Below are 20,320 nucleotides of genomic sequence, written 5' to 3' on the forward strand. Positions count from 1 at the left end.
TTTTTAATGCTAACGTAATTACTCTAAAATGTTTCAAGAAGCTATCAAGAACTATCTGAACAGACACAACTATCCCGAAATCAATCTGAAAGCCGTACTGTTCGACATGGACGGAGTATTGTTCGACTCCATGAAAAACCATGCGGCTGCCTGGCAGGAGGCCATGAAAAGATACGGAATGAACATGTCACGCGAGGAAGCCTACCTGCACGAAGGAAGAACCGGGGCGGGAACGATAAACATCGTCAGCCAGCGCGAAAGAGGACATCAGGCAACCGAACAGGAAGTAAAGGAAATCTATCAGACAAAAAGTGACATATTCAACAGTCTGCCCAAAGCTGAACCGATGCCCGGCGCATACGGACTGCTGCAAAAAATAAAGGCCGGCGGACTCATTCCGATGGTAGTGACCGGTTCAGGCCAACTGTCGCTTTTAGACAAACTGAACCACTATTACCCGGATGTATTCAAACGGGAACTGATGGTCACTGCCTTTGACGTGAAATACGGAAAGCCAAACCCTGAACCGTATCTGATGGCGCTGCAAAAGGCCGGAATAGCAGCAAACGAGGCGATTGTAGTGGAAAATGCGCCGCTTGGAGTACATGCCGGCGTTGCCGCAGGCATATTCACCGTAGCGCTCAATACAGGACCGTTGCCCGACAAAGCATTGCTGGACGAAGGAGCCGACCTGCTGTTTCCTTCCATGCAGGCATTCAACGAAAGTTGGGAAACGTTTTACAATACGACCCTATAGATCAAGAACAAGACACGAAGTCACAGAGAGGACACTTTGAAAATCAACCTGCATGAAGTCCCGTATCTCTGTGCCTTTGTGCTCAAAACAGAAACCAGTCCCCGCCTGCGGCACGAAAGAAAGACTAATCCAATGCAAAAAACTTGCTTCGCGCCAACAGGGCTGAACCGATAGCATTCGCTTTCTCCTTCAGTTCAGAAAGCACAATGTCCGAATCACGATACATGAGATTCAAGGTATAGCGACGTATCGCAGAAATTACCGGAGGCAGCAAATACTCTCCCACTCTGGAAAACTCACCGCCGATAATCACCTGCTCCGGATTGAAAATGTTCATCATCTCGCCGATGTGGCGTCCCAGTTTCGCGCCGATATCTTCAACAAGTTCGATGGCAAGGACATCTTCACGCTTTACGGCAGAAATCACATCGTCCAGCGTAATCTCATCGATGTTTTTCTCCATCAGCAGAATCGAGTTTTCGCCTTTGCGAAGACGCTCGATGAACTTCCGGTAAAGGGCAGAACAAGAAACTTCTGTTTCTATGCACCCCCTCTTGCCGCAGTCGCAAATCTGCTGGTTGTCGTAGCCGTAATTATGGCCAAGCTCGCCTGCAAATCCCGACATGCCCGAATAAAGCTTGCCGTTGATGATGATAGCCAGCCCCAATCCCCAATTCACATTGACGAATATAAGATTCTTGGCGCATTTATCCTCACGCATAATATACTCGCCGTATGCCATCGCACGGCTGTCGTTGTCAATGCAGACATTGATTCCGATTTTTTCGGACAAAGTTTCAGCCAAAGGCTTGTCTGTGCAGGTCAGCTTCGTGAAGCTGCATCCCGTTTCAGGATTGACCCGTCCGGTAATTCCCACACATATATTCAGAATTTTATCCGTATCCACTTCAAGACCGGAAATAAAGTCTTTCACCTCACCGCATATCCGGTCTACACACTCCATCTTGTTTTCAAGACGGAAACCAGCATTCTGCTTCACCTGCAAAACATCGCCCTTAAAATTAATAAGAGCGAAACGCAATGAATTGACTGCAACGGCAACTCCTACAAAATATCCGGACTCAGAGTTCAGCCCATACAAACTGGGATGCCTTCCACCGCTCGTTTCAAGTTTGCCGTAATCATTCACATAACCTTCCTTCAACATTTCATCAACAAACTTTGTCACGGTAGGCACGCTGAGTCCCACCGCCTTCGACAAGTCAGTTATTGTAGTACACCCTGCATAAATGAAATGAGAGATGATGCGCCGCTTGATCAGCGCGCTCTTCACCCCCTTTTGTATTTCAGCCAATAAAGTCTGTCCCATAATAATTCTTATTTTTTATAGAAACGCTTACAAAAATAAGTTTTTTATTTAATAAATCAAGCAAGAAAAATCTTTTTTTTTATTTGTCTTTCTGATTTAGCTTTGATATATTTGCATTAAGTTCAGCAAGCGAACTTTGAACTGCAAATTTTGAACAATAAAACAAACATTTATATTTAACTTTCAAAATTCTAACCTATCATGAGACTTATAATTGAACCCGACTATCAAGCCCTTTCGCAATGGGCTGCAAACTATGTAGCAAACAAAATCAACTCAGCAAATCCGACACAAGAAAAGCCATTTGTTCTGGGTCTTCCTACCGGTTCTTCGCCATTGGGTATGTATAAAGCTCTGATTGAACTGAACAAAAAAGGTGTTGTATCGTTTAAGAATGTAGTCACATTCAATATGGACGAATATGTAGGGTTGCCGGAATCTCATCCTGAAAGCTACCATTCTTTCATGTTCAACAATTTCTTCAACCACATTGATATCTGCAAAGAAAACATCCATATTCTGAATGGCAATGCTGCTGATTTGGAAGCCGAATGTGCCAACTACGAAAAAGAGATTGAGAAATTCGGCGGAATCGATTTGTTCCTTGGCGGAATAGGCCCCGACGGACACATCGCTTTCAATGAACCGGGATCTTCTCTTTCATCACGCACACGTGTAAAGACGCTGACCACCGATACGATCATCGCCAACTCACGCTTCTTTGACAACGATGTGAACAAAGTCCCCAAAACGGCTTTGACTGTGGGTGTAGGTACAGTCCTTTCTGCAAAGGAAGTGCTGATTATCTGCAACGGACACAACAAGGCACGTGCCCTGCAGCATGCAGTTGAAGGCGGAATCACTCAAATGTGGACAATCAGTGCCATTCAGATGCACCAGCACGGCATTATCGTATGTGACGAAGCAGCTACAGACGAACTGAAAGTCGGCACATACAAATATTTCAAGGACATTGAAAAGAACAATTTGTAATTAAAAACCGAGGCTGCAAAGCCTCCACTAACACCCCTACTCATGAGAACCAATCTTAGTTCACAAATTTCATTGAACCGCGTATCTCCCCGCTACTACAGGCCGGAAAATGCGATTGAACGTTCTGTGCTGACCCGTTTGGAAAAAATTCCAACCAATATCTATGAAAGCATAGAAGAGGGAACGGAACAGATCGCCAACGAAATCGTCGCTAAAATCCAGGACCGCCAGCGAGAAGGCAAGTTCTGCACCATCGCCATCGGCACGGGAGCTTCGCTGCGTTACCTCTTCACAGCTCTTATACGCAAGCATAAGGACGAAGGAGTAAGTTTCCGCAACGTAGTGTTCTTCAACCTGTATGAATACTATCCGCTGACAGAAGAGGCCGGAAGCAGCTTCAATCATCTGAACAAGCTGTTCCTTTCGCAAATAGACATTGACCGGCAAAACGTATTCACACTTGACGGAACAATCCCTCAGGATGCAATAACCGAGCACTGCCGCCTTTATGAACAGCGCATACAAACATTTGGAGGCCTTGACATCGCAGTCATGGGCATCGGACGGGAAGGCAATATCGGAATGAATGAACCGGGCTCTTATGCCAATTCGATGACCCGTCTGATTCTGATAGACTCAACTTCACGCGCAGAAGCATCGCACAATATCGGCGTAGACAACCTGCCTCCCTGCTCCATTACAATGGGAATCGGCACGATTCTCAGCGCACGGAAAGTATATGTAATGGCATGGGGTGAAAACAAGGCTGACATCATCAGACAGACCGTTGAAGACAAGATGAGCGACACTTTGCCGGCTTCGTATCTCCAGCTGCACTCAAACGCTACGATATGCGTAGACCTGGCTGCCGCTGCCCATCTGACCCGTATTCAGCGTCCCTGGCTGGTAACAAGCTGTGAGTGGAACGACAAACTGGTGCGCAGTGCCATCGTATGGCTTTGCCTGAAGCTCAAGAAGCCCATTCTTAAGCTGACAAACAAGGACTATAACGAAAACGGACTCAGCGAACTGCTGGCTCTTTACGGTTCTGCATACAATGCCAACATCAAAGTGTTCAACGATTTGCAGCACACCATTACAGGATGGCCGGGAGGAAAGCCAAACGCAGACGATACGTACCGTCCGGAGCGCGCCAAACCGTTCCCGAAGCGTGTCATCGTATTCTCTCCGCATCCTGACGATGACGTAATCTCAATGGGAGGAACTTTAAGACGTCTGGTACAGCAGGGACACGAAGTGCATGTCGCTTACGAAACATCAGGCAACATTGCCGTAGGCGATGAAGAAGTGGTACGCTTTATGCACTTCATCAACGGATTCAACCAGCTGTTTGCCAACAGTGAGGATAAGGTTATCAGCGAAAAATATGCTGAAATCAAGAACTTCTTCGCAAACAAGAAAGAAGGCGACATGGACACACGCGACATTCTGACCATCAAAGGACTGATCCGCCGCGGCGAAGCCCGCACCGCCTGCACCTACAACAAGATTCCGTTGAGCAGATGCCATTTCCTCGACTTGCCTTTCTATGAAACCGGAAAAATCGAAAAGAATCCGATCAGCGAAAAGGACATCGAAGTCGTACTGAATCTGCTGCGTGAAGTCAAGCCGCATCAGATTTATGTGGCCGGCGACCTTGCTGACCCGCATGGCACGCACCGCGTATGTACGGACGCCGTATTCGCTGCCATCGATGAAGAGAAGAATGCCGGAGCCGAATGGCTGAACGACTGCCGTATCTGGATGTATCGCGGCGCATGGGCCGAATGGGAAATCGAAAACATCGAAATGTGCGTCCCGCTCAGTCCTGAAGAACTGAGAGCGAAACGCAACTCCATCCTCAAGCACCAGTCGCAAATGGAAAGCGCTCCTTTCTTAGGAAACGACGAACGTCTGTTCTGGCAGAGAAGCGAAGACCGCAACCGCGGAACTGCTTCGCTCTACGACCAGCTTGGACTTGCAAGCTACGAAGCGATGGAAGCTTTTGTTGAATACAAACCCATCTGACAATACTAATTCTAACTGATAATGTCATTCCGGAATCAGGCTGTATGTTCAGCCCTTTACCGGAATGACATTTTTTATTATTTCCATCCGCATGAAAAAGAATCTTTTGCAGACTGTCTGCTTCGCATTGTGCATCAGTCTATTCTCCTGCACTTCCCGTCACTTTCTGAAAGACGAAGAATACCGGACAAGGGTGGAGAATGACTTCAAGGCCAAACAGACAGCATTGCCGTACGGCAATCTTTTCAACGTGTTCAGTCAGGAAATGAGCACAGAAGAACGCGAGGCCATGACCTTCCTTTATGCCTACATGACCCCAGGTGACATCACAGACTATCCGGGCGAATTCTATCTGAAAAACGTCAGACTTGCATTCGGTACACGGGAGTCCATGCCATGGGGACCCAGCATTCCCGACATCGTTTTCCGTCATTTTGTACTTCCGGTGCGTATAAACAATGAAAACATGGACAATTCAAGAGAGGTGTTTCTCAAAGAACTGACACCGCGTATCAAAGGACTCTCCATGTATGATGCCGTGCTGGAGGTTAACCACTGGTGTCACGAAAAAGCCGTCTATGCACCGACCGACAGCCGAACCAGCTCTCCGCTGGCAACCATAAAGACAGCATACGGACGCTGCGGAGAAGAATCGACACTGCTCGTAGCAGCTCTCCGTTCGGTAGGCATTCCGGCACGCCAAGTCTATACGCCAAGATGGGCACATACCGACGACAACCACGCATGGGTAGAAGCATGGGTAGACGGGAAATGGTATTTCCTCGGTGCATGCGAACCTGAACCCGTATTGAACCTGGGATGGTTCAATGCTCCGGCAAGCCGCAGCATGCTGATGCACACAAAAGTATTCGGAAGCTACAACGGCCCTGAAGAAGTAATGAAACGCACCGCCAACTATACGGAAATCAACATCATCGACAATTACGGAACGAGCGCGCACACTACGGTTACGGTAAAAGATACGGAAGGCAGACCCGTACCCGATGCCAACGTGGAGTTCAAGCTATACAACTATGCAGAGTTTTATACCGTGTCGCGCCAGACAAGCGACAAGAACGGACAGGCACAGCTATCTGCCGGACTCGGCGACTTGCTGGTCTTTGCCTCGGCCGGCAACCTGTTCGGCTATCGCAAAATCTCTTTCGGAAAAGACAGGGACGTGACTGTCACGCTAAGCCACAAAGTCGGCGACCGGTTCAGCGACAGCATCCTGATCGTACCGCCGGCAGAAAAGGCCGTTTATCCCCAAACGACAGAAGAGCAAGTCGCCCGAAATGCAAGGAGAATGCAAACAGAAGACTCCATCCGCAACGCCTATGTACAGACTTTTCCGAACAGGAAGATGATTGAAGGATTCGCCAAAGACAGCGGACTGAATACAGAAGAAGCACTAAAATACATTACCGGAGCAAGAGGAAACTACGAAGAAATCATGCGGTTCCTTTCGCATGCCGCAGAAAGAAATTCGGCCACCCGTGCGTTCGACATGCTGGGCACATTGTCGGAAAAAGACTTGCGCGACACTCCGTGCAGCGTATTGGAAGACCACCTTTATACCACGGATCCACAGGCTGACGTGGCTGAAATCCTTGCGCCACGCATAGCATCCGAAATGCTGACTCCTTACCGCAGCTATCTGCAGAAGCACATCCAGGCTTCTCTTTCCGAAACATTCCGCAACGATCCGCAGCAGCTTGTCAACTGGTGCAGGGACAGCCTTACGATACGCAACGATCTGAATACGCTTTTCACCACCACATCGCCTGAAGGAGTATGGAAAAGCCGCGTCACCGATTCCGCATCAAGAAACATATTCTTCGTAGCCTCGGCCCGAAGTTTGGGCATCCCGGCCTGGATAGACGAGATTACCGGCAACGTATGTTTCAGGCAAAAAGGAGAAATACGGATTGCAGACTTTGAAGCCGCAGCCAGCAGACATCCGGAAAAAGGAAAGGTGAAGGCAGACTACAGGCAGATTCCCCGGCTTGACAATCCCAAGTATTACAGCCATTTCACCATCTCAAGATATGCAGACGGAAGATTCATCCTGCAAAACTACCCCGAAAGCACCACATGGATGTCACTGCTGAAGAACGGGACAGATGTAGAAACCGGATACTACATGATGGTGAGCGGAAGCCGGATGGCAAGCGGAAGTGTGCTGGGTGAAATCGCTTTCTTCAATGTAGAAAAGGGAAAGACTACAGCCGCCACACTGACCATGCGTGACAATCCGGAAGATATCCGCGTAATCGGAAACTTCAATTCCGAAAGCCTGTTCACTCTTCCGGAAACAGGCGAACAGACCTCCGTGCTGAAAACTACAGGCAGAGGATATTTCGTGATAGGCATATTGGGCGCAGGGGAAGAACCTACGAATCATGCGCTGAAAGACCTGGAAGCACGAAAGGATGCGCTGGAAAAATGGGGACGCACATTCGTGCTCCTCTTCCCGGACGAGTCATCATACAACAAGTTCGACAAGAAAGAGTTTCCCAATCTGCCATCCAACGTAGTATTCGGCATCGACAACGGAAAGCAGATCCAGCGCGCCATTGCAGAGAGCATGAAACTCTCCAACCCGAACCAGCTCCCGATTTTCATCGTTGCCGATACATTCAACCGGGTTGTGTTCGAATCGCACGGATATACAATCGGACTGGGCGAGCAGCTTCTCCGTGTCATCCACGGCCTGTGAGTGCCCTGATTGTATTTCTCACCCTTTCAGGGGTGGTGACGGGATGCGAATATTCATCCACACTCACCGTCCCTCCCATCGACAAAGCCGGATTGCGCAACAGCATCCGGCTTTGCTTGTTTTCGCGCGCGGAAAAATGAAACTCCTCCGCTCCCGTCCGGGTGGCAAGTTCGGCGATATTGGTTTCGTTCACCCCGCATCCGGGCATCACAATTATCCGATTGGCAGCTCTCTTCACCAGTTTCCGCAACAGATCCGCCCCCTGCAGAGCTGTCGGCTGCTGTCCGGAAGTCAGCACACGGTCTACTCCCATCTCAACCAGCTCTTCAAGAACCGACTCCGGATTCCTTACATAGTCGAACGCGCGGTGGAAAGTCACGGAAAGGCCTTCTGAAACCTTCAGCAGTTTCTGCATCGCCTCCCTGTCCACATCTCCCTCCGGAGTAAGGCAGCCGAACACAACTCCGTCCGCTCCGGCCTCACGGGCCATTCTGATATCTTCTTCCATAATGTCAAGTTCCATCGGAGAATACAGAAAATCACCTCCGCGCGGGCGGACAATCACATGCAGACGGATGTCAATCAGTTTTCTTGCCATGCGGATCTCGCCATACGAAGGGGTCGTCCCTCCTTCCGGCATCGAAGCGCACAGCTCCACTCGCTGCGCTCCGCCTTGCTGCGCCGCCACACAGCTTTCAGCCGAATTGGCACAAATTTCAAATGTATAGTTTGCCATAATTTTCCTGTAAAAAAACAAAAAGGACCTTTCAGCCGCAAAAGTACACTTTTTACATGGCGAAACACAACAATATCATGCTTATTTTTACGGCAGCGGTCCCGTGAAACGCAAAAGCGCGTCCCTTCCGCCGACAGACTTGAAGCGTTGCAATTTACCAGACCAAAGGGAATATGCTCTATCTCCAGGCTGGAGATATACATCCTCAGCCTGAAGATACATATCTTCAAGCTAAAGATACATATCCTCAGGCTAAAGACTGTGATTCATGGCCCGCCCGCCAGTCCTGGCTTCCGAATCATATCCACTCCGCCATCACAGGCAAGATGCGATACCTCCGGCTTGCCACATTTCTCCCTGTCTTTATCATTACACTTTAAACAAATTGAATCCGGCATTCTCTGCGGGATAAGACACAAGAACCGCTTCTATACCCGCGCCTTCAATCATGAACGGGACGTATGGAAAAAGCACCCTGACGGCTTGTGTAGGTGTTCAGCCATATGCCGACATTCGTCGCCCATAAATAATAGCCGTTGCTTATTCCGAAAGAAGCCGCAACATACACCAGGATATCCAGTCCGATGCGGTTGAGTTTGCCCGGATTTTCCGAACCATACCGGGAACCTGTAGCCGGAAAGAAAATCGTTTCTCCCGTCCCGTCCGGTCCGGTATAGAAGTTCCATCCCTTTGCATACGAGCCGGACACATTCATGTCTTCCTCCTCTGCCGTGTTGCCGGTTTTCGAGAATCCGGTAAACTCCATTCCCCTCGGCAAACGGAAGCCTACGGGACATGGATCGTATATGCTCTTGGTCGGCGTTTCCCCGTCCATATAAGGCACATTGCTTTCGGCATCCCACAGGTTGACATACGTATTGTCCATACCCTGGTTTCTGTTCAGTTTCTGGGGGTTCAGGATGCCCCAGACAATACAGTCTTTTCCGTCCTGACTAACGGACGTAAGGGGATTGTCGTTAGAAATCCGGCCGTTTCCGTCATACCAATATTTCGTTTCCAGCGTACCGATATCTCCCGGATAGAGAGGATCTTTTCGCCCCCACTGGAAATAAGGACTGTTGCCGCCATAATTCAGTTCGAAAGGATCTTGAACGATGGCAAATGTCCGGACCTCTTCGTCCGCCTTGATGCGAACCCGGCATTCCCTCCTTGCGAAAGTGACATGCTCTCCATCGCACCATCCCAGGTTTACTGCCATCATCTGGCAAGGAATGCCGTCCGCGTTCACCACTTTTTTGGTTGCCTGCACATCGGTGTCCGTTACCCAGATATGCCAGCTCCACATGATGTTTCCGCCGGCATCAAAAACAGCAACAACCGCATTTCCCTGCTGGATGGTGGCCTTGCCTACAGTGAATCGGACTGAATGTCCGTTATCATACAGGGCAACATCCGACACCAGTCCCGGAGCATCCTGCCACAACAGCTTGCATGACCGGGCTTCACATCCCGCATTTTCGTAAATCTTGGGAAAACGGACGGGAGCGCTCAGATGGTTTATAAAATTCTTGAGCACGAATTCAGCGTCAAAATCATAGAAATACGCCGATCTGTTATCCGCGCCCCCTTTGATTGCATTCCCATAAACCAGCGGGAAACAGTAATCTCCCGGAGCACTGACAACGTAACAGTTGGCCGTATTCTGTATGGCCGCCTCCCCTCTATCATTTGAAAGATTGTAGGGCACGCCTTTGCTTCCTTTGCTCGGACGCCTCCTTAGCTCATCGGTATGGGAGCTTTCGCTGCTTCCAGTCTGAGGGGCTACAGTCGCCGTATAAGCAACGGCTGTCAGGCTGCCTTCTCCGGTATTTCCGGAAGAAAAAGCAGACAACCAGTCGGGCTTTGTCGGTTTCCATGTCTTCCCACTGTCAGTAGAAAATTCAGCCTGCCAGCTGACCGGTTCTTTCGTTACGGAATTTTCCCTGTAGCTGGTTATGCTGTACGCTGAACTTCCTCCCTTGAAGCTGTAAGTCCCCGGAGGAAGGACAGACAGTGTGTATTCCCAGTTGATTGACGTGGTGGAAATCTTATAGGTTATCGTCTTTCCCATAGGCCATGAGGTTCCTTTCAGGCTGCTCGTCAAGGTATGGTCAGCCTTTCCGTCATTAAACACCACTTCAATGAAAGCGTCATCGGGAAGGGTTTGAGGAATCATCATAAAGATCTGTGCACCGGCCGTGATTTCCTGGCTGTCGGTTCCGTCAGCAGTCTTGTTCAATGTCTGGACGAAATCTTTGGGAGAACCGATACGGCTCCAGCTATCCGAACCTAAGCTGTAAGTACCTGTGGAATTTACTCCTTTGAGTGCCACGCTCTTTACCGTTCCTGCCTTCATATCGCGGCCGCACACAAACCTTACCGCTGTCAGTGCATGGCGGAAAGTCAGATTCACCGCGCTGCCGGAATTTCCGCTCACCTCGTCCGAGGCAGCCACCAACAGATCCTGCTGGTCGGCCACACTTTCCGGAACCATGCAGGTTATCGCAGGAACCCCGGCGTCCTGTTCCGACAACTGATAGGCGGCAACACCTTTGGGAGCATAGGCAAAAAACTTCATCTTGTAAGCGCTTCCCGGCCAGTAATGAGCAGAAGACGGCATCCATGACTTGCCTGTTCTGCTAACAGATACATCATACATGTAGTTCGGGCTTTGGGAACTGTCCCATGAGGTGGTATACGCATAAGCGAATACTCCGAACGTGTCGTACATGTTATTCTGATTCACCGGCGTGAAACGGGTGGCAGGAAGCGTGTCACTCAAAGACACCATCTTTATACTGTCGGCGCAAAGGGTATGCAAATAAAGAGGAGAAATCCCTTCTGCCTGCATTACGGAAACAAACGAGCGCGACTTGGCTGCTCCGGAGGCTGCAGAAGAAGACCAGGCATTCTGAATTTCTGAGGTAAACAATATACGGTCCGACAAGCGTGGCTGGTCCATATCGTCAGTACACGAAGCCATAAGAAGAATAACGGCACATAAGACTGGCCCGGCCAAACGGCATGTAAAACTTTTTCTTTCCATAAATGCACTATTTTTGATTGCAAAGTTAGCCAATAGCCGACAAACAAGAGCATGTCATACATAGACATATGCAAACAACAAATAGCTAATAAACAGAATATTATGTTTTAACATGATGTACAAATATACAAATTCCAGCCTGTTCCGGAAAAGAAATGATGTTTTCAACAAAACGAAAGAGAACTTCCTCCCCCACGAAGAGGAACGTCCGGACAACAGCATGCCTCCCCGGGGGCTTGCCGATCTCACGGCAAATCCCCCAAGGCCGGCTTTCTGCTTTCCCGCCGATTATTGCCTGTTCGATTCTTTAATGCTCCACAACGACACATGCTCGTTGCGGTAGCGGGCGTTGGGGTTCACCTCTTTCATTTGCTTAAAGCGAATCGCTTTCTGCGGACAATTGTGGATACAGGCAAAACAGAACTCGCAATCACCTTCCGTCTTCACGCCTTCAGAGGTCAGGGAATAGTTTCCGCGCGGACAAACTTCCGTGCAAATGCCGCAATCGATGCAGTCGTCCGTTATCGCAAAGGCATCCTGGCTATGCAGCAGGAAACCCGTTTCCGGATCCACTCCTGAGGCCTGCAGGAAACCGGCATGCTGCTGACGTTCAAGCTCCGTCACCGATTCGTGCCAGCGTTTCCGCTCTGCAAGGTCGGCGCGGATGCGTTCAAGGCTTTCCGGAATGTGCTTGTCTATCTTCACCTGCTCGTTCATGTCGAAATTAGGCAGCCAATTGTCCACCATAATCATGGTCGTGATGTAATCGAAAGGACATCCGGCCTTCCGGGACACCTCGTCCCATATTTCAACAGAACTGCACTTACGGTTGCCGTATGTCAGTACGGCAAACTTATACTTCGCCTTCAGTTGGGCTTTCTTGATAAACTCACGCACCATGTTGGGCGGCATGTGCCCGTAGACGGGATAAACGATGCCGATCTCGTCTGCCTCCAACGCATAACGCCCCTGCTTCACCAATTGCGGGATACTGAGCAGTTCGGTATGCTCATCCGCCAGTTCGCGCGCCACATAAAGACAGTTTCCCGTTCCTGTAAAGTAAAAGATAATGCGTTTTCGGGTTTCCTCACCGCACGATGTCAATGCGGGCATCCCTAACGCTGCCGCCCCTGCCACAAGCAGCCCCATGCGCTTGAGAGCGGAACGCCGGGAGATTCTATTGCCATTTTCCGTTTTCATCATCAGCTCTTTTATATTGACTAAACATTTTTTGCTCCGTCCGTCCCAGCCGTATGTCTGCACTCCGGCGGAAATGCCCGACAAGCTCCATCGCCCGGCACCGGCACAGCCGCCTGTTTCTCAAATCGAATGTTTCCATACTCATGCTTGTTTCTGGCTGGTATTCTGACAATGCAAAAATAAGCCGTGCCAACAAGTGCGTCCATACACAAATTACAGAAAATAACACCTATTTTACAGACTCGCTGAATTTTCGGGCAAGTGTTCTTTCCAGCATTGCCCGGCTGCACCGCCAAGCCTGACGGAGGAAGCGACGGCGGAGGCACGACAAGCCCATTTTACAGAATCTCATACCAATTTTACGGAAAAGCATGCTGCCTGCTCATCCAACCGAAATAAAATCAATATCTTTGAAATAGTCTAACCGCAAAAGCACGAAGATATGAGCGAAATATTGAACTTGAAGACGATACATGACTACAATGAGTTTCTCGGACTGGAAACACTGAATCCATTGGTCAGCTTTGTGGACTTCTCGAAAGTGGCGGTATTGAAGCACCGCTGCAAGTGTTTCGGCTTCTATGCCATTTTCTTGAAAGAGAAAATTCACGGGCCTCTGACTTACGGACGCAGCAAATATGACTACCAGGAAGGCACGCTCGTGTTCATCGCCCCCGGACAAATCGGCGGAATTGACGATGACGGAGAAACGCCGCATCCGCAAGGCTATGCCCTGCTCTTCCATCCCGACCTGATACGCGGCACGTCTTTCGCACACAGGATGAAAGACTACACGTTCTTCTCATACGAAGTGAACGAGGCCCTGCACATATCTGAACGCGAACGGCAAACCATCTTCAACTGCTTCAGCGAGATAGAAGAAGAGCTCCAGCATGCCATCGACAAGCACAGCCGCAGCATCATCATTTCAAACATCGAAGTCCTGCTGAATCATTGCCTCCGTTTCTACGACCGGCAGTTCACTACCCGCGAAGCTATCAACACCGATGTGCTTGCACGTTTCGAGGCATTGCTCTCAGACTACTTTGAATCGCCGAAACCAGAGCAGCTGGGACTTCCTTCCGTTGCGTGGTGCGCCGACCAGCTCCATTTCTCCGCCAATTATTTCGGCGATCTCGTAAAGAAGCAGACAGGCAAATCCGCTATCGAACATATCCACCTGGCCGTTATCAACAAGGTAAAAGACCGGCTGCTGGAAACCGACAAGACGGTCAGCGAAATAGCTTATGAAGTAGGATTCCAGTACCCGCATCACCTCAGCCGGCTGTTCAAGAAAGTGGCGGGATGCACGCCGAACGAATATCGCATACAGGCAAGAACGTTCTAAAATCGAGAAACGGCCATGTCTGAACAGGCATCCCGTTTCTTATTCCAAAGGAAAGGCAGAAAAGGATCTCCAAATCTTCCGGACAGACAGAAAGGATGCAATAGGATTGCAGGGCATTGCTTCCCGGCAAACAACCCTACCGGTGCCTGTGGCTTACACTCCAGCCTTTCTGCCTTTTTTCATGCCCGCAATCACCGGTGAAAGCAGCGTAGAAAGCACAACAAGTATCCACAGATTGCCCGTCGCCGGATTGTAAGCCGCAAGCAGCTCAGCAAAAGCACAGCCTTGCGCCAGCCCCGACGCAAACTCGAACAGAACGGTCATAAACATCCATAGCAGCCCCGTCTTGAAGCAGTCTTTCTTGCTGAAAGCGCCCATCCGCGGAAACAGGAACCACGTGATCAGAAAGATAAATCCGCTCAGCAGGATTCCGCTCAAGGGCAATGCCAGCCGCTCGCCTAAAATGCCATTCAGCACATGTTCGCGCAGTCCCCCATTGAGAATGGCCGCCGGAACAAAACAAATCCATATGAACACAGACCTTACTATTGCCATCGGAAAAACATTGCTAATTGAAATCATACGGCCTTTTGCCCGGACATCCCTGCTTCAATCCTCATCTTGCAACAGGGACTTCCCCGCAAAATGGAGCCGCAAATTGTCACCCGGAATCTCCAGTCCTTCCACAACGAATGCAGCACATAAAGAATGCTCTGCCTGGAACACTCGCAAAGCAAAGGCGTTGAAACGTATCCCCGGCGGAACAAGCCGCAAGTACATTCCATGAAATACAAATGATAAAGGGAATCTTTCTCCACAATTTCAGCCTTTACTCCCGGAAGCTCATTGGCCTGCAGGAAAAAGACATCCAGGTCACCGCCCGCCTTCGCATGCAATTCCCTATAAACCTGAAGCGTTCCGCTTTTTACGCAGTGCTCGCCGCACGCTGAAAAGAAGACCTCCCGCTGTTCGGGCGACAAGCGGGACACTCCATCCTCAAATCCCTTGAACCAATCGGACAATTCCATGACATTAAAAGATTACGGGATAAAGATACAAAATTTTTCCGGAAGATGCATCCAAACGAAAACAAAAACGCCCCACAGGCTTTGCGCCTGTGAGGTGTCCCTGCGGAAGCTGGGGGATTCGAACCCCCGGTACGGTAATCCGTACGGCAGTTTAGCAAACTGCTGGTTTCAGCCACTCACCCAAACTTCCAATAAACGATTGTAGCGCATACGGGAATCGAACCCGTGTTTCAGCCGTGAGAGGGCCGCGTCCTAGGCCACTAGACGAAAGCGCCATGTGCTCTTCATTTGTTATCTACGCGGAAGCTGGGGGATTCGAACCCCCGGTACGGTAACCCGTACGGCAGTTTAGCAAACTGCTGGTTTCAGCCACTCACCCAAACTTCCAAGTCATAGGTGACAAATGAAGCATTTCCTTGAAATGCGGTGCAAATATAGAGCGAGTTTTTCATTTGACCAAACTTTTCATCACTTTTTTCTTAAAATAACTTCGTCCGGACACGAAAGGCAGCCGGAAGGAATGCCGCACGAAACACGGATTTCGAGGATCAGAAAGTGTCATACACCTGAAAAACAACATTTTACACGAAGAAAGACAGATTCCGGACACGGTGCGGACAAAACAGCCTCATCAAAAGAAAAAGAACCGCCCGTTTCTACCGGCCCGACGGATCCGCCTGCGGACAGAGGTTTTGAAACCTCCGCCCGGAAACGCAGCCTTCCCCACACAAAAAGTCCGGACCTGCTGCCGGAATTTCCGTTCCACATTGTGGTTTATGCATTCCACAATACTGTTTGTACGTTCCACATTGTGGTTTATGCATTCCACAATACTGTTTGTACGTTCCACACTGTGGTTTATACGTTTCAAACCGTGAAACGGAAATTCTGCCGGCAAGATACCGTTTCCCCAACAGCTCCGGCCGCTTTTCCTGCCGGGCAAACGAAAGCTTTCTTCTAAAAAACATAAAACATCATTGAAATAATTACAAAATAGCAATCAATAGATTTTAGGTATTGCACAATTTTAGGAAAAGCACTACCTTTGCAGCCTGATTCATAATTATAGCATAAAATTACATTAACTAAACCTATTTGATTATGGCAATGAATTTTAAAGAAGGTCGTTGGAACTATGAAATCAACGTGACCGATTTCGTAAAGACAAACATCACTCCTTACGAAGGCGACGCGTCGTTTCTGACAGGTCCGACAGAACGTACAAAAGCAGTATGGAACAAGTGCTTGGAGGCTCTGGCCGAAGAACGCGCAAACAACGGAGTACGCTCGCTTGACCCATCGACGGTATCCACCATCACTTCGTTTGCTCCCGGATATATCGACAAGGAGAACGAAGTAATCGTCGGACTGCAAACCGACGAAGTGCTGCGCCGGGCCATCAAACCGTTCGGAGGAATCAAAGTGGTTGAAAAAGCATGCCGCGAAAATGGGGTTGAAGTTGACCCGAAAGTGAAGGACATATTCACTCATTACCGCAAGACTCATAATGACGGAGTATTCGATGCATATACTGAAGAAATACGTTCGTTCCGCTCGCTGGGATTCCTCACCGGATTGCCCGACAATTATGCCCGCGGACGAATCATCGGCGATTACCGCCGTCTGGCTCTCTACGGGCTTGACCGCCTGATCGAGGCCAAGCAGAACGACTTGCGCCGCCTGACAGGACCGATGACAGACGAACGCATCCGCCTGCGCGAAGAAGTGGCCGAACAGATCAAGGCGCTGAAGGAAATCAAGGTTATGGGAGAACAGTACGGACTCGACCTGAGCCGCCCGGCCGAATGTGCGCAAGAGGCTGTGCAATGGGTGTACATGGCTTATCTGGCCGCCGTAAAAGAACAGGACGGAGCCGCCATGTCGCTCGGAAACGTATCTTCTTTCCTCGACATCTACATTGAATACGACATGGCACACGGCAAGCTGGACGAACTTCACGCACAGGAGCTGATCGACCAGTTTGTAATCAAGCTCCGCATGGTGCGCCATCTGCGCATGCAGGCTTACACGGACATCTTTGCCGGCGATCCGACATGGGTGACCGAATCCATAGGCGGACGCTTCAACGACGGACGCACAAAAGTGACCAAGACGTCGTTCCGCTTCCTGCAAACACTGTACAACCTGGGGCCTTCGCCCGAGCCCAACCTGACCGTACTCTGGAGTCCCGAACTTCCGGAAGGCTTCAAGCGGTTCTGCGCCCAGGTATCAATCGACACGTCTTCCATCCAATACGAAAACGACGACCTGATGCGCGAAGTGCGCGGCTCCGACGACTACGGAATCGCCTGCTGCGTATCGTATCAGGACATCGGACGCCATATACAGTTCTTTGGCGCACGCTGCAACCTGGCCAAGGCTCTGCTGCTAGCCATCAACGGCGGACGCTGCGAAAATACCGGCACGCTGATGGTAAAAGACATCCCCGTGCTGAGCAGCGATGTATTGAATTTTGAAGAGGTATTGGCTAACTATAAGAAAGTGCTGAAGGAAATGGCGCGCGTATACAACGACGCGATGAACATTATCCACTACATGCACGACAAGTATTATTATGAAAAGGCTCAGATGGCCTTTGTAGACACCAACCCTGCCATCAATCTGGCATACGGCGTTGCGGGAATGTCGATAGCGGTAGACTCCTTGTCGGCCATCAAGTATGCGAAAGTGAAGGCGAAACGCAACGACATCGGCCTGACAGAAGGATTTGACATTGAAGGAGAATACCCCTGCTTCGGAAACGATGACGACCGAGTGGACCACCTTGCAGTAGACTTGATCTACTATTTCGATGAGGAACTGAAAAAGCTGCCGGTATACAAGAACGCAAAGCCGACGCTTTCGATCCTGACAATCACCTCAAACGTGATGTACGGAAAGAAAACCGGAGCTACGCCCGACGGACGCGCCAAAGGAATCGCTTTCGCTCCGGGAGCAAACCCGATGCACGGACGCGACAAGAACGGTGCCATCGCCTCGCTGAGTTCCGTTGCCAAGCTCCGTTACCGCGACTCGCAGGACGGCATCAGCAATACGTTCTCAATCGTCCCGAAATCATTGGGCGTTGACATGGAAAACCGCATCGAGAACCTGGTGACCATGATGGACGGCTATTTCGTGAAGGGCGCTCACCATCTGAACGTGAACGTGCTGAACCGCGAAATGCTGGAAGACGCGATGGAACATCCGGAAAAATACCCGCAGCTCACCATCCGCGTATCAGGATATGCCGTGAACTTCATCAAGCTGAGCCGCGAGCATCAGCTGGAGGTAATCTCGCGCAGCTTCCACGAACGGATGTAATTGATACAGACAGGAAGGTGTGCCGCCTCCAAAGGCACACCTTCATCTTTTGCCAACAACAGCACAACAATGATCAGAGTACATTCATACGAATCATTAGGCACATACGACGGTCCGGGAATCCGCCTGGTCGTATTTCTGCAGGGATGCAACTTCCGTTGCCTTTATTGCGCCAACCCGGATACCATCGACGCCAAAGGCGAAAGCAAGGAAACCACGCCCGAAGAAATTCTCCGGATGGCAGTCAGCCAGAAGCCGTTTTTCGGCAAAAAGGGAGGCGTCACCTTCAGCGGAGGCGAACCCACTTTCCAGGCAAAGTCGCTCATTCCGCTCTGCCGCATGCTGAAAGAAGCCGGCATCCATATATGCATCGATTCAAACGGAGGAATCTGGAACGATGACGTGAAAGAACTGTTCACATTGGCCGACCTCGTTCTTCTGGACGTAAAGGAGTTCAACGACGGACGCCATAAAATCCTGACCTCAAGAAGCAATGCGCAAACACTGAAAACAGCCGCGTGGCTGGAAGAGAACAACAAACCGTTCTGGCTGCGCTATGTTCTCGTGCAGGGATACAGCGGATTCAAAGAGGACATCGAAGCCCTCGGCGCTCATTTCAGAAACTACAGGATGATTGAACGGGTTGAAATTCTTCCCTATCATACCCTGGGAGTGCACAAATACGAAGCCATGCAGATGGAATACAAACTGAATGACGTAAAGCCGAACACGCCGCAGCAGCTGGAAGAGGCCAGACAGCTTTTTGGACGCTATTTCAAGACCGTCTTCGTAAATTAATTTGATTTTTTCTTTCGACCAGTGCAGTATTCGGCAACGGACTGCATTTAATAAACAGAAACGATAAAAACAAAACGAATATGGAGAAGGCCAAAACAGAAAAAATATCCAACAAACTCTCTGCCCGGCAGCAGCAGACTCGGATTGCCGCATTTACGGTGATCATGAGCATTATCGTGGTGAATATTTTGTGGTGGGCAGGAATTCATTTCATCTCAACAGACAGCACGGACAACATCACAATCAACAATACATCCGCTCCGTCCAAACATTATGCAATAGCCCCGACAAAATAAAATCAAGCAAGACTCTCTTACATAAAAATTCCGTTCTGAACTCATCACGCGTGGTGAAAACAGAACGGAATATTTTTATATCCAATCATTGTCTGAAATATCAGACAAGCAGCACAGTTACATCGCGGGCGCCGTGGGCTCCCATAACCAGAGCCTGTTCGATATCGGCTGTCTTGGAAGGTCCGGAAATGAATACGCCGTAACCGTAATCTCCGGTATCAATGCGTTTGTAAGCCTCGTGCATGTTGTTGACAAGGTTCCTGCGGTCGAGTACAAGCACCAAAGACTCGGCAATGAAGTAGATGGCACGCTGCTCCACGTCCTGCTGTATCCACACAGCCCCGTTTTCGCAAACCCCTATCCTACCGTCCACGATGGCGAGATCGGTTCCGTCCAGATCGCCCGGCTTTTCCACATCATCCGGATGAAAGGTGGCGCAGGCTAGCTTCTGTTCCTTTCCAAGGCAAGATACAGCCTTCAGATTCGACGCGATGCGTTTGGCGTCAGGATACTGCCTGCGGATAAGTTCATTGATGTCATCCCCCTTTTCTACGACAACGGCGCGTCCGCCCATCTGCTGCATGATTTCACAAAACTGCTTTACCTTGTCCGGATAGACGATTGCCTCCTTTTCGAGTTCAGAAAGGTCCGGCTTTTCATACCGCACCTGGGTGTTCCGCCGGATATTCTGCAATATATCTTCTCTGCTGCTCATAA

At 49.7% G+C, this 20,320-nt stretch carries 16 protein-coding genes and 3 tRNA genes; 8 read left to right on the top strand and 11 right to left on the bottom strand.

Going from position 1 to position 20,320, the window contains the following annotated elements; genetic code table 11:
- Positions 1–28: 28 nt before the first annotated feature.
- On the top strand, positions 29–757 hold the full coding sequence (locus tag NW212_RS02490; RefSeq protein ID WP_258337064.1) for an HAD-IA family hydrolase: 729 nt from the start codon (positions 29–31) through the stop codon (positions 755–757).
- Between the two features lie 124 nt (positions 758–881).
- Here the strand turns inward: NW212_RS02490 and NW212_RS02495 are convergent, their stop codons facing one another.
- Positions 882–2,087, bottom strand: coding sequence for an ROK family transcriptional regulator (locus tag NW212_RS02495; protein ID WP_258337065.1), 1,206 nt, complete (start codon positions 2,085–2,087; stop codon positions 882–884).
- A gap of 201 nt (positions 2,088–2,288) precedes the next feature.
- Between NW212_RS02495 and nagB the strand changes: the two genes are divergently transcribed.
- The 3 genes from nagB to NW212_RS02510 all read left to right on the top strand — a co-directional run bounded on the left by nagB (position 2,289) and on the right by NW212_RS02510 (position 7,827).
- Complete coding sequence (gene nagB, locus NW212_RS02500) at positions 2,289–3,080, top strand: glucosamine-6-phosphate deaminase (protein ID WP_258337066.1); 792 nt, start codon at positions 2,289–2,291, stop codon at positions 3,078–3,080.
- Between the two features lie 42 nt (positions 3,081–3,122).
- Complete coding sequence (locus tag NW212_RS02505; RefSeq protein ID WP_258337067.1) at positions 3,123–5,108, top strand: glucosamine-6-phosphate deaminase; 1,986 nt, start codon at positions 3,123–3,125, stop codon at positions 5,106–5,108.
- Positions 5,109–5,199: 91 nt separating this feature from the next.
- Positions 5,200–7,827 carry a transglutaminase domain-containing protein gene (locus NW212_RS02510; protein WP_258337068.1) on the top strand — a complete coding sequence of 876 codons (2,628 nt, stop codon included), beginning with the start codon at positions 5,200–5,202 and terminating at the stop codon, positions 7,825–7,827.
- On the opposite strand, the gene NW212_RS02515 is transcribed toward NW212_RS02510, so the two are convergent.
- The 4 genes from NW212_RS02515 to NW212_RS02530 form a co-directional block, all read right to left on the bottom strand.
- Positions 7,811–8,563 carry a copper homeostasis protein CutC gene (locus tag NW212_RS02515; protein ID WP_258337069.1) on the bottom strand — a complete coding sequence of 251 codons (753 nt, stop codon included), beginning with the start codon at positions 8,561–8,563 and terminating at the stop codon, positions 7,811–7,813. The genes NW212_RS02510 and NW212_RS02515 overlap by 17 nt on opposite strands.
- A gap of 442 nt (positions 8,564–9,005) precedes the next feature.
- A complete protein-coding gene (locus NW212_RS02520; RefSeq protein WP_258337070.1) occupies positions 9,006–11,609 on the bottom strand; it encodes a fimbrillin family protein in 2,604 nt (867 codons plus the stop codon).
- 288 nt (positions 11,610–11,897) lie between these two features.
- Positions 11,898–12,809 (bottom strand): EFR1 family ferrodoxin, encoded by a 912-nt coding sequence (locus NW212_RS02525; protein ID WP_258337071.1) that lies wholly within the window; start codon positions 12,807–12,809, stop codon positions 11,898–11,900.
- Positions 12,787–12,948: a hypothetical protein gene (locus tag NW212_RS02530; RefSeq protein ID WP_258337072.1), complete on the bottom strand. Its 162-nt coding sequence runs from the start codon at positions 12,946–12,948 to the stop codon at positions 12,787–12,789. Before NW212_RS02530 ends, NW212_RS02525 begins: the two co-directional genes overlap by 23 nt.
- Before the next feature lie 303 nt (positions 12,949–13,251).
- On the opposite strand from NW212_RS02530, the gene NW212_RS02535 reads away from it, so the two are divergent.
- On the top strand, positions 13,252–14,157 hold the full coding sequence (locus NW212_RS02535; RefSeq protein WP_258337073.1) for an AraC family transcriptional regulator: 906 nt from the start codon (positions 13,252–13,254) through the stop codon (positions 14,155–14,157).
- 153 nt (positions 14,158–14,310) lie between these two features.
- Here the strand turns inward: NW212_RS02535 and NW212_RS02540 are convergent, their stop codons facing one another.
- The 5 genes from NW212_RS02540 to NW212_RS02560 form a co-directional block, all read right to left on the bottom strand.
- On the bottom strand, positions 14,311–14,739 hold the full coding sequence (locus tag NW212_RS02540; RefSeq protein ID WP_258337074.1) for a hypothetical protein: 429 nt from the start codon (positions 14,737–14,739) through the stop codon (positions 14,311–14,313).
- Positions 14,736–15,185, bottom strand: coding sequence for a hypothetical protein (locus NW212_RS02545; RefSeq protein ID WP_258337075.1), 450 nt, complete (start codon positions 15,183–15,185; stop codon positions 14,736–14,738). The genes NW212_RS02540 and NW212_RS02545 overlap by 4 nt, the downstream gene beginning before the upstream one ends.
- Before the next feature lie 103 nt (positions 15,186–15,288).
- Positions 15,289–15,375, bottom strand: a tRNA-Ser gene (locus NW212_RS02550).
- A gap of 12 nt (positions 15,376–15,387) precedes the next feature.
- Positions 15,388–15,460, bottom strand: a tRNA-Glu gene (locus NW212_RS02555).
- Between the two features lie 25 nt (positions 15,461–15,485).
- A tRNA-Ser gene (locus tag NW212_RS02560) sits at positions 15,486–15,572 on the bottom strand.
- 714 nt (positions 15,573–16,286) lie between these two features.
- On the opposite strand from NW212_RS02560, the gene pflB reads away from it, so the two are divergent.
- The 3 genes from pflB to NW212_RS02575 all read left to right on the top strand — a co-directional run bounded on the left by pflB (position 16,287) and on the right by NW212_RS02575 (position 19,603).
- Positions 16,287–18,509, top strand: coding sequence for a formate C-acetyltransferase (pflB, locus tag NW212_RS02565; RefSeq protein ID WP_258337076.1), 2,223 nt, complete (start codon positions 16,287–16,289; stop codon positions 18,507–18,509).
- 69 nt (positions 18,510–18,578) lie between these two features.
- Positions 18,579–19,307 carry a pyruvate formate-lyase-activating protein gene (pflA, locus tag NW212_RS02570; protein ID WP_258337077.1) on the top strand — a complete coding sequence of 243 codons (729 nt, stop codon included), beginning with the start codon at positions 18,579–18,581 and terminating at the stop codon, positions 19,305–19,307.
- An 80-nt stretch (positions 19,308–19,387) separates the two neighbouring features.
- A complete protein-coding gene (locus NW212_RS02575; RefSeq protein WP_258337078.1) occupies positions 19,388–19,603 on the top strand; it encodes a hypothetical protein in 216 nt (71 codons plus the stop codon).
- A gap of 100 nt (positions 19,604–19,703) precedes the next feature.
- Here the strand turns inward: NW212_RS02575 and NW212_RS02580 are convergent, their stop codons facing one another.
- A complete protein-coding gene (locus NW212_RS02580) occupies positions 19,704–20,318 on the bottom strand; it encodes an LUD domain-containing protein (protein WP_258337079.1) in 615 nt (204 codons plus the stop codon).
- Positions 20,319–20,320 lie beyond the last annotated feature (2 nt).

The sequence above is a fragment of the Bacteroides sp. ET225 genome, from assembly GCF_024733745.1.
In the GTDB taxonomy this organism is placed as follows: Bacteria; Bacteroidota; Bacteroidia; order Bacteroidales; family Bacteroidaceae; genus Phocaeicola; species Phocaeicola excrementipullorum.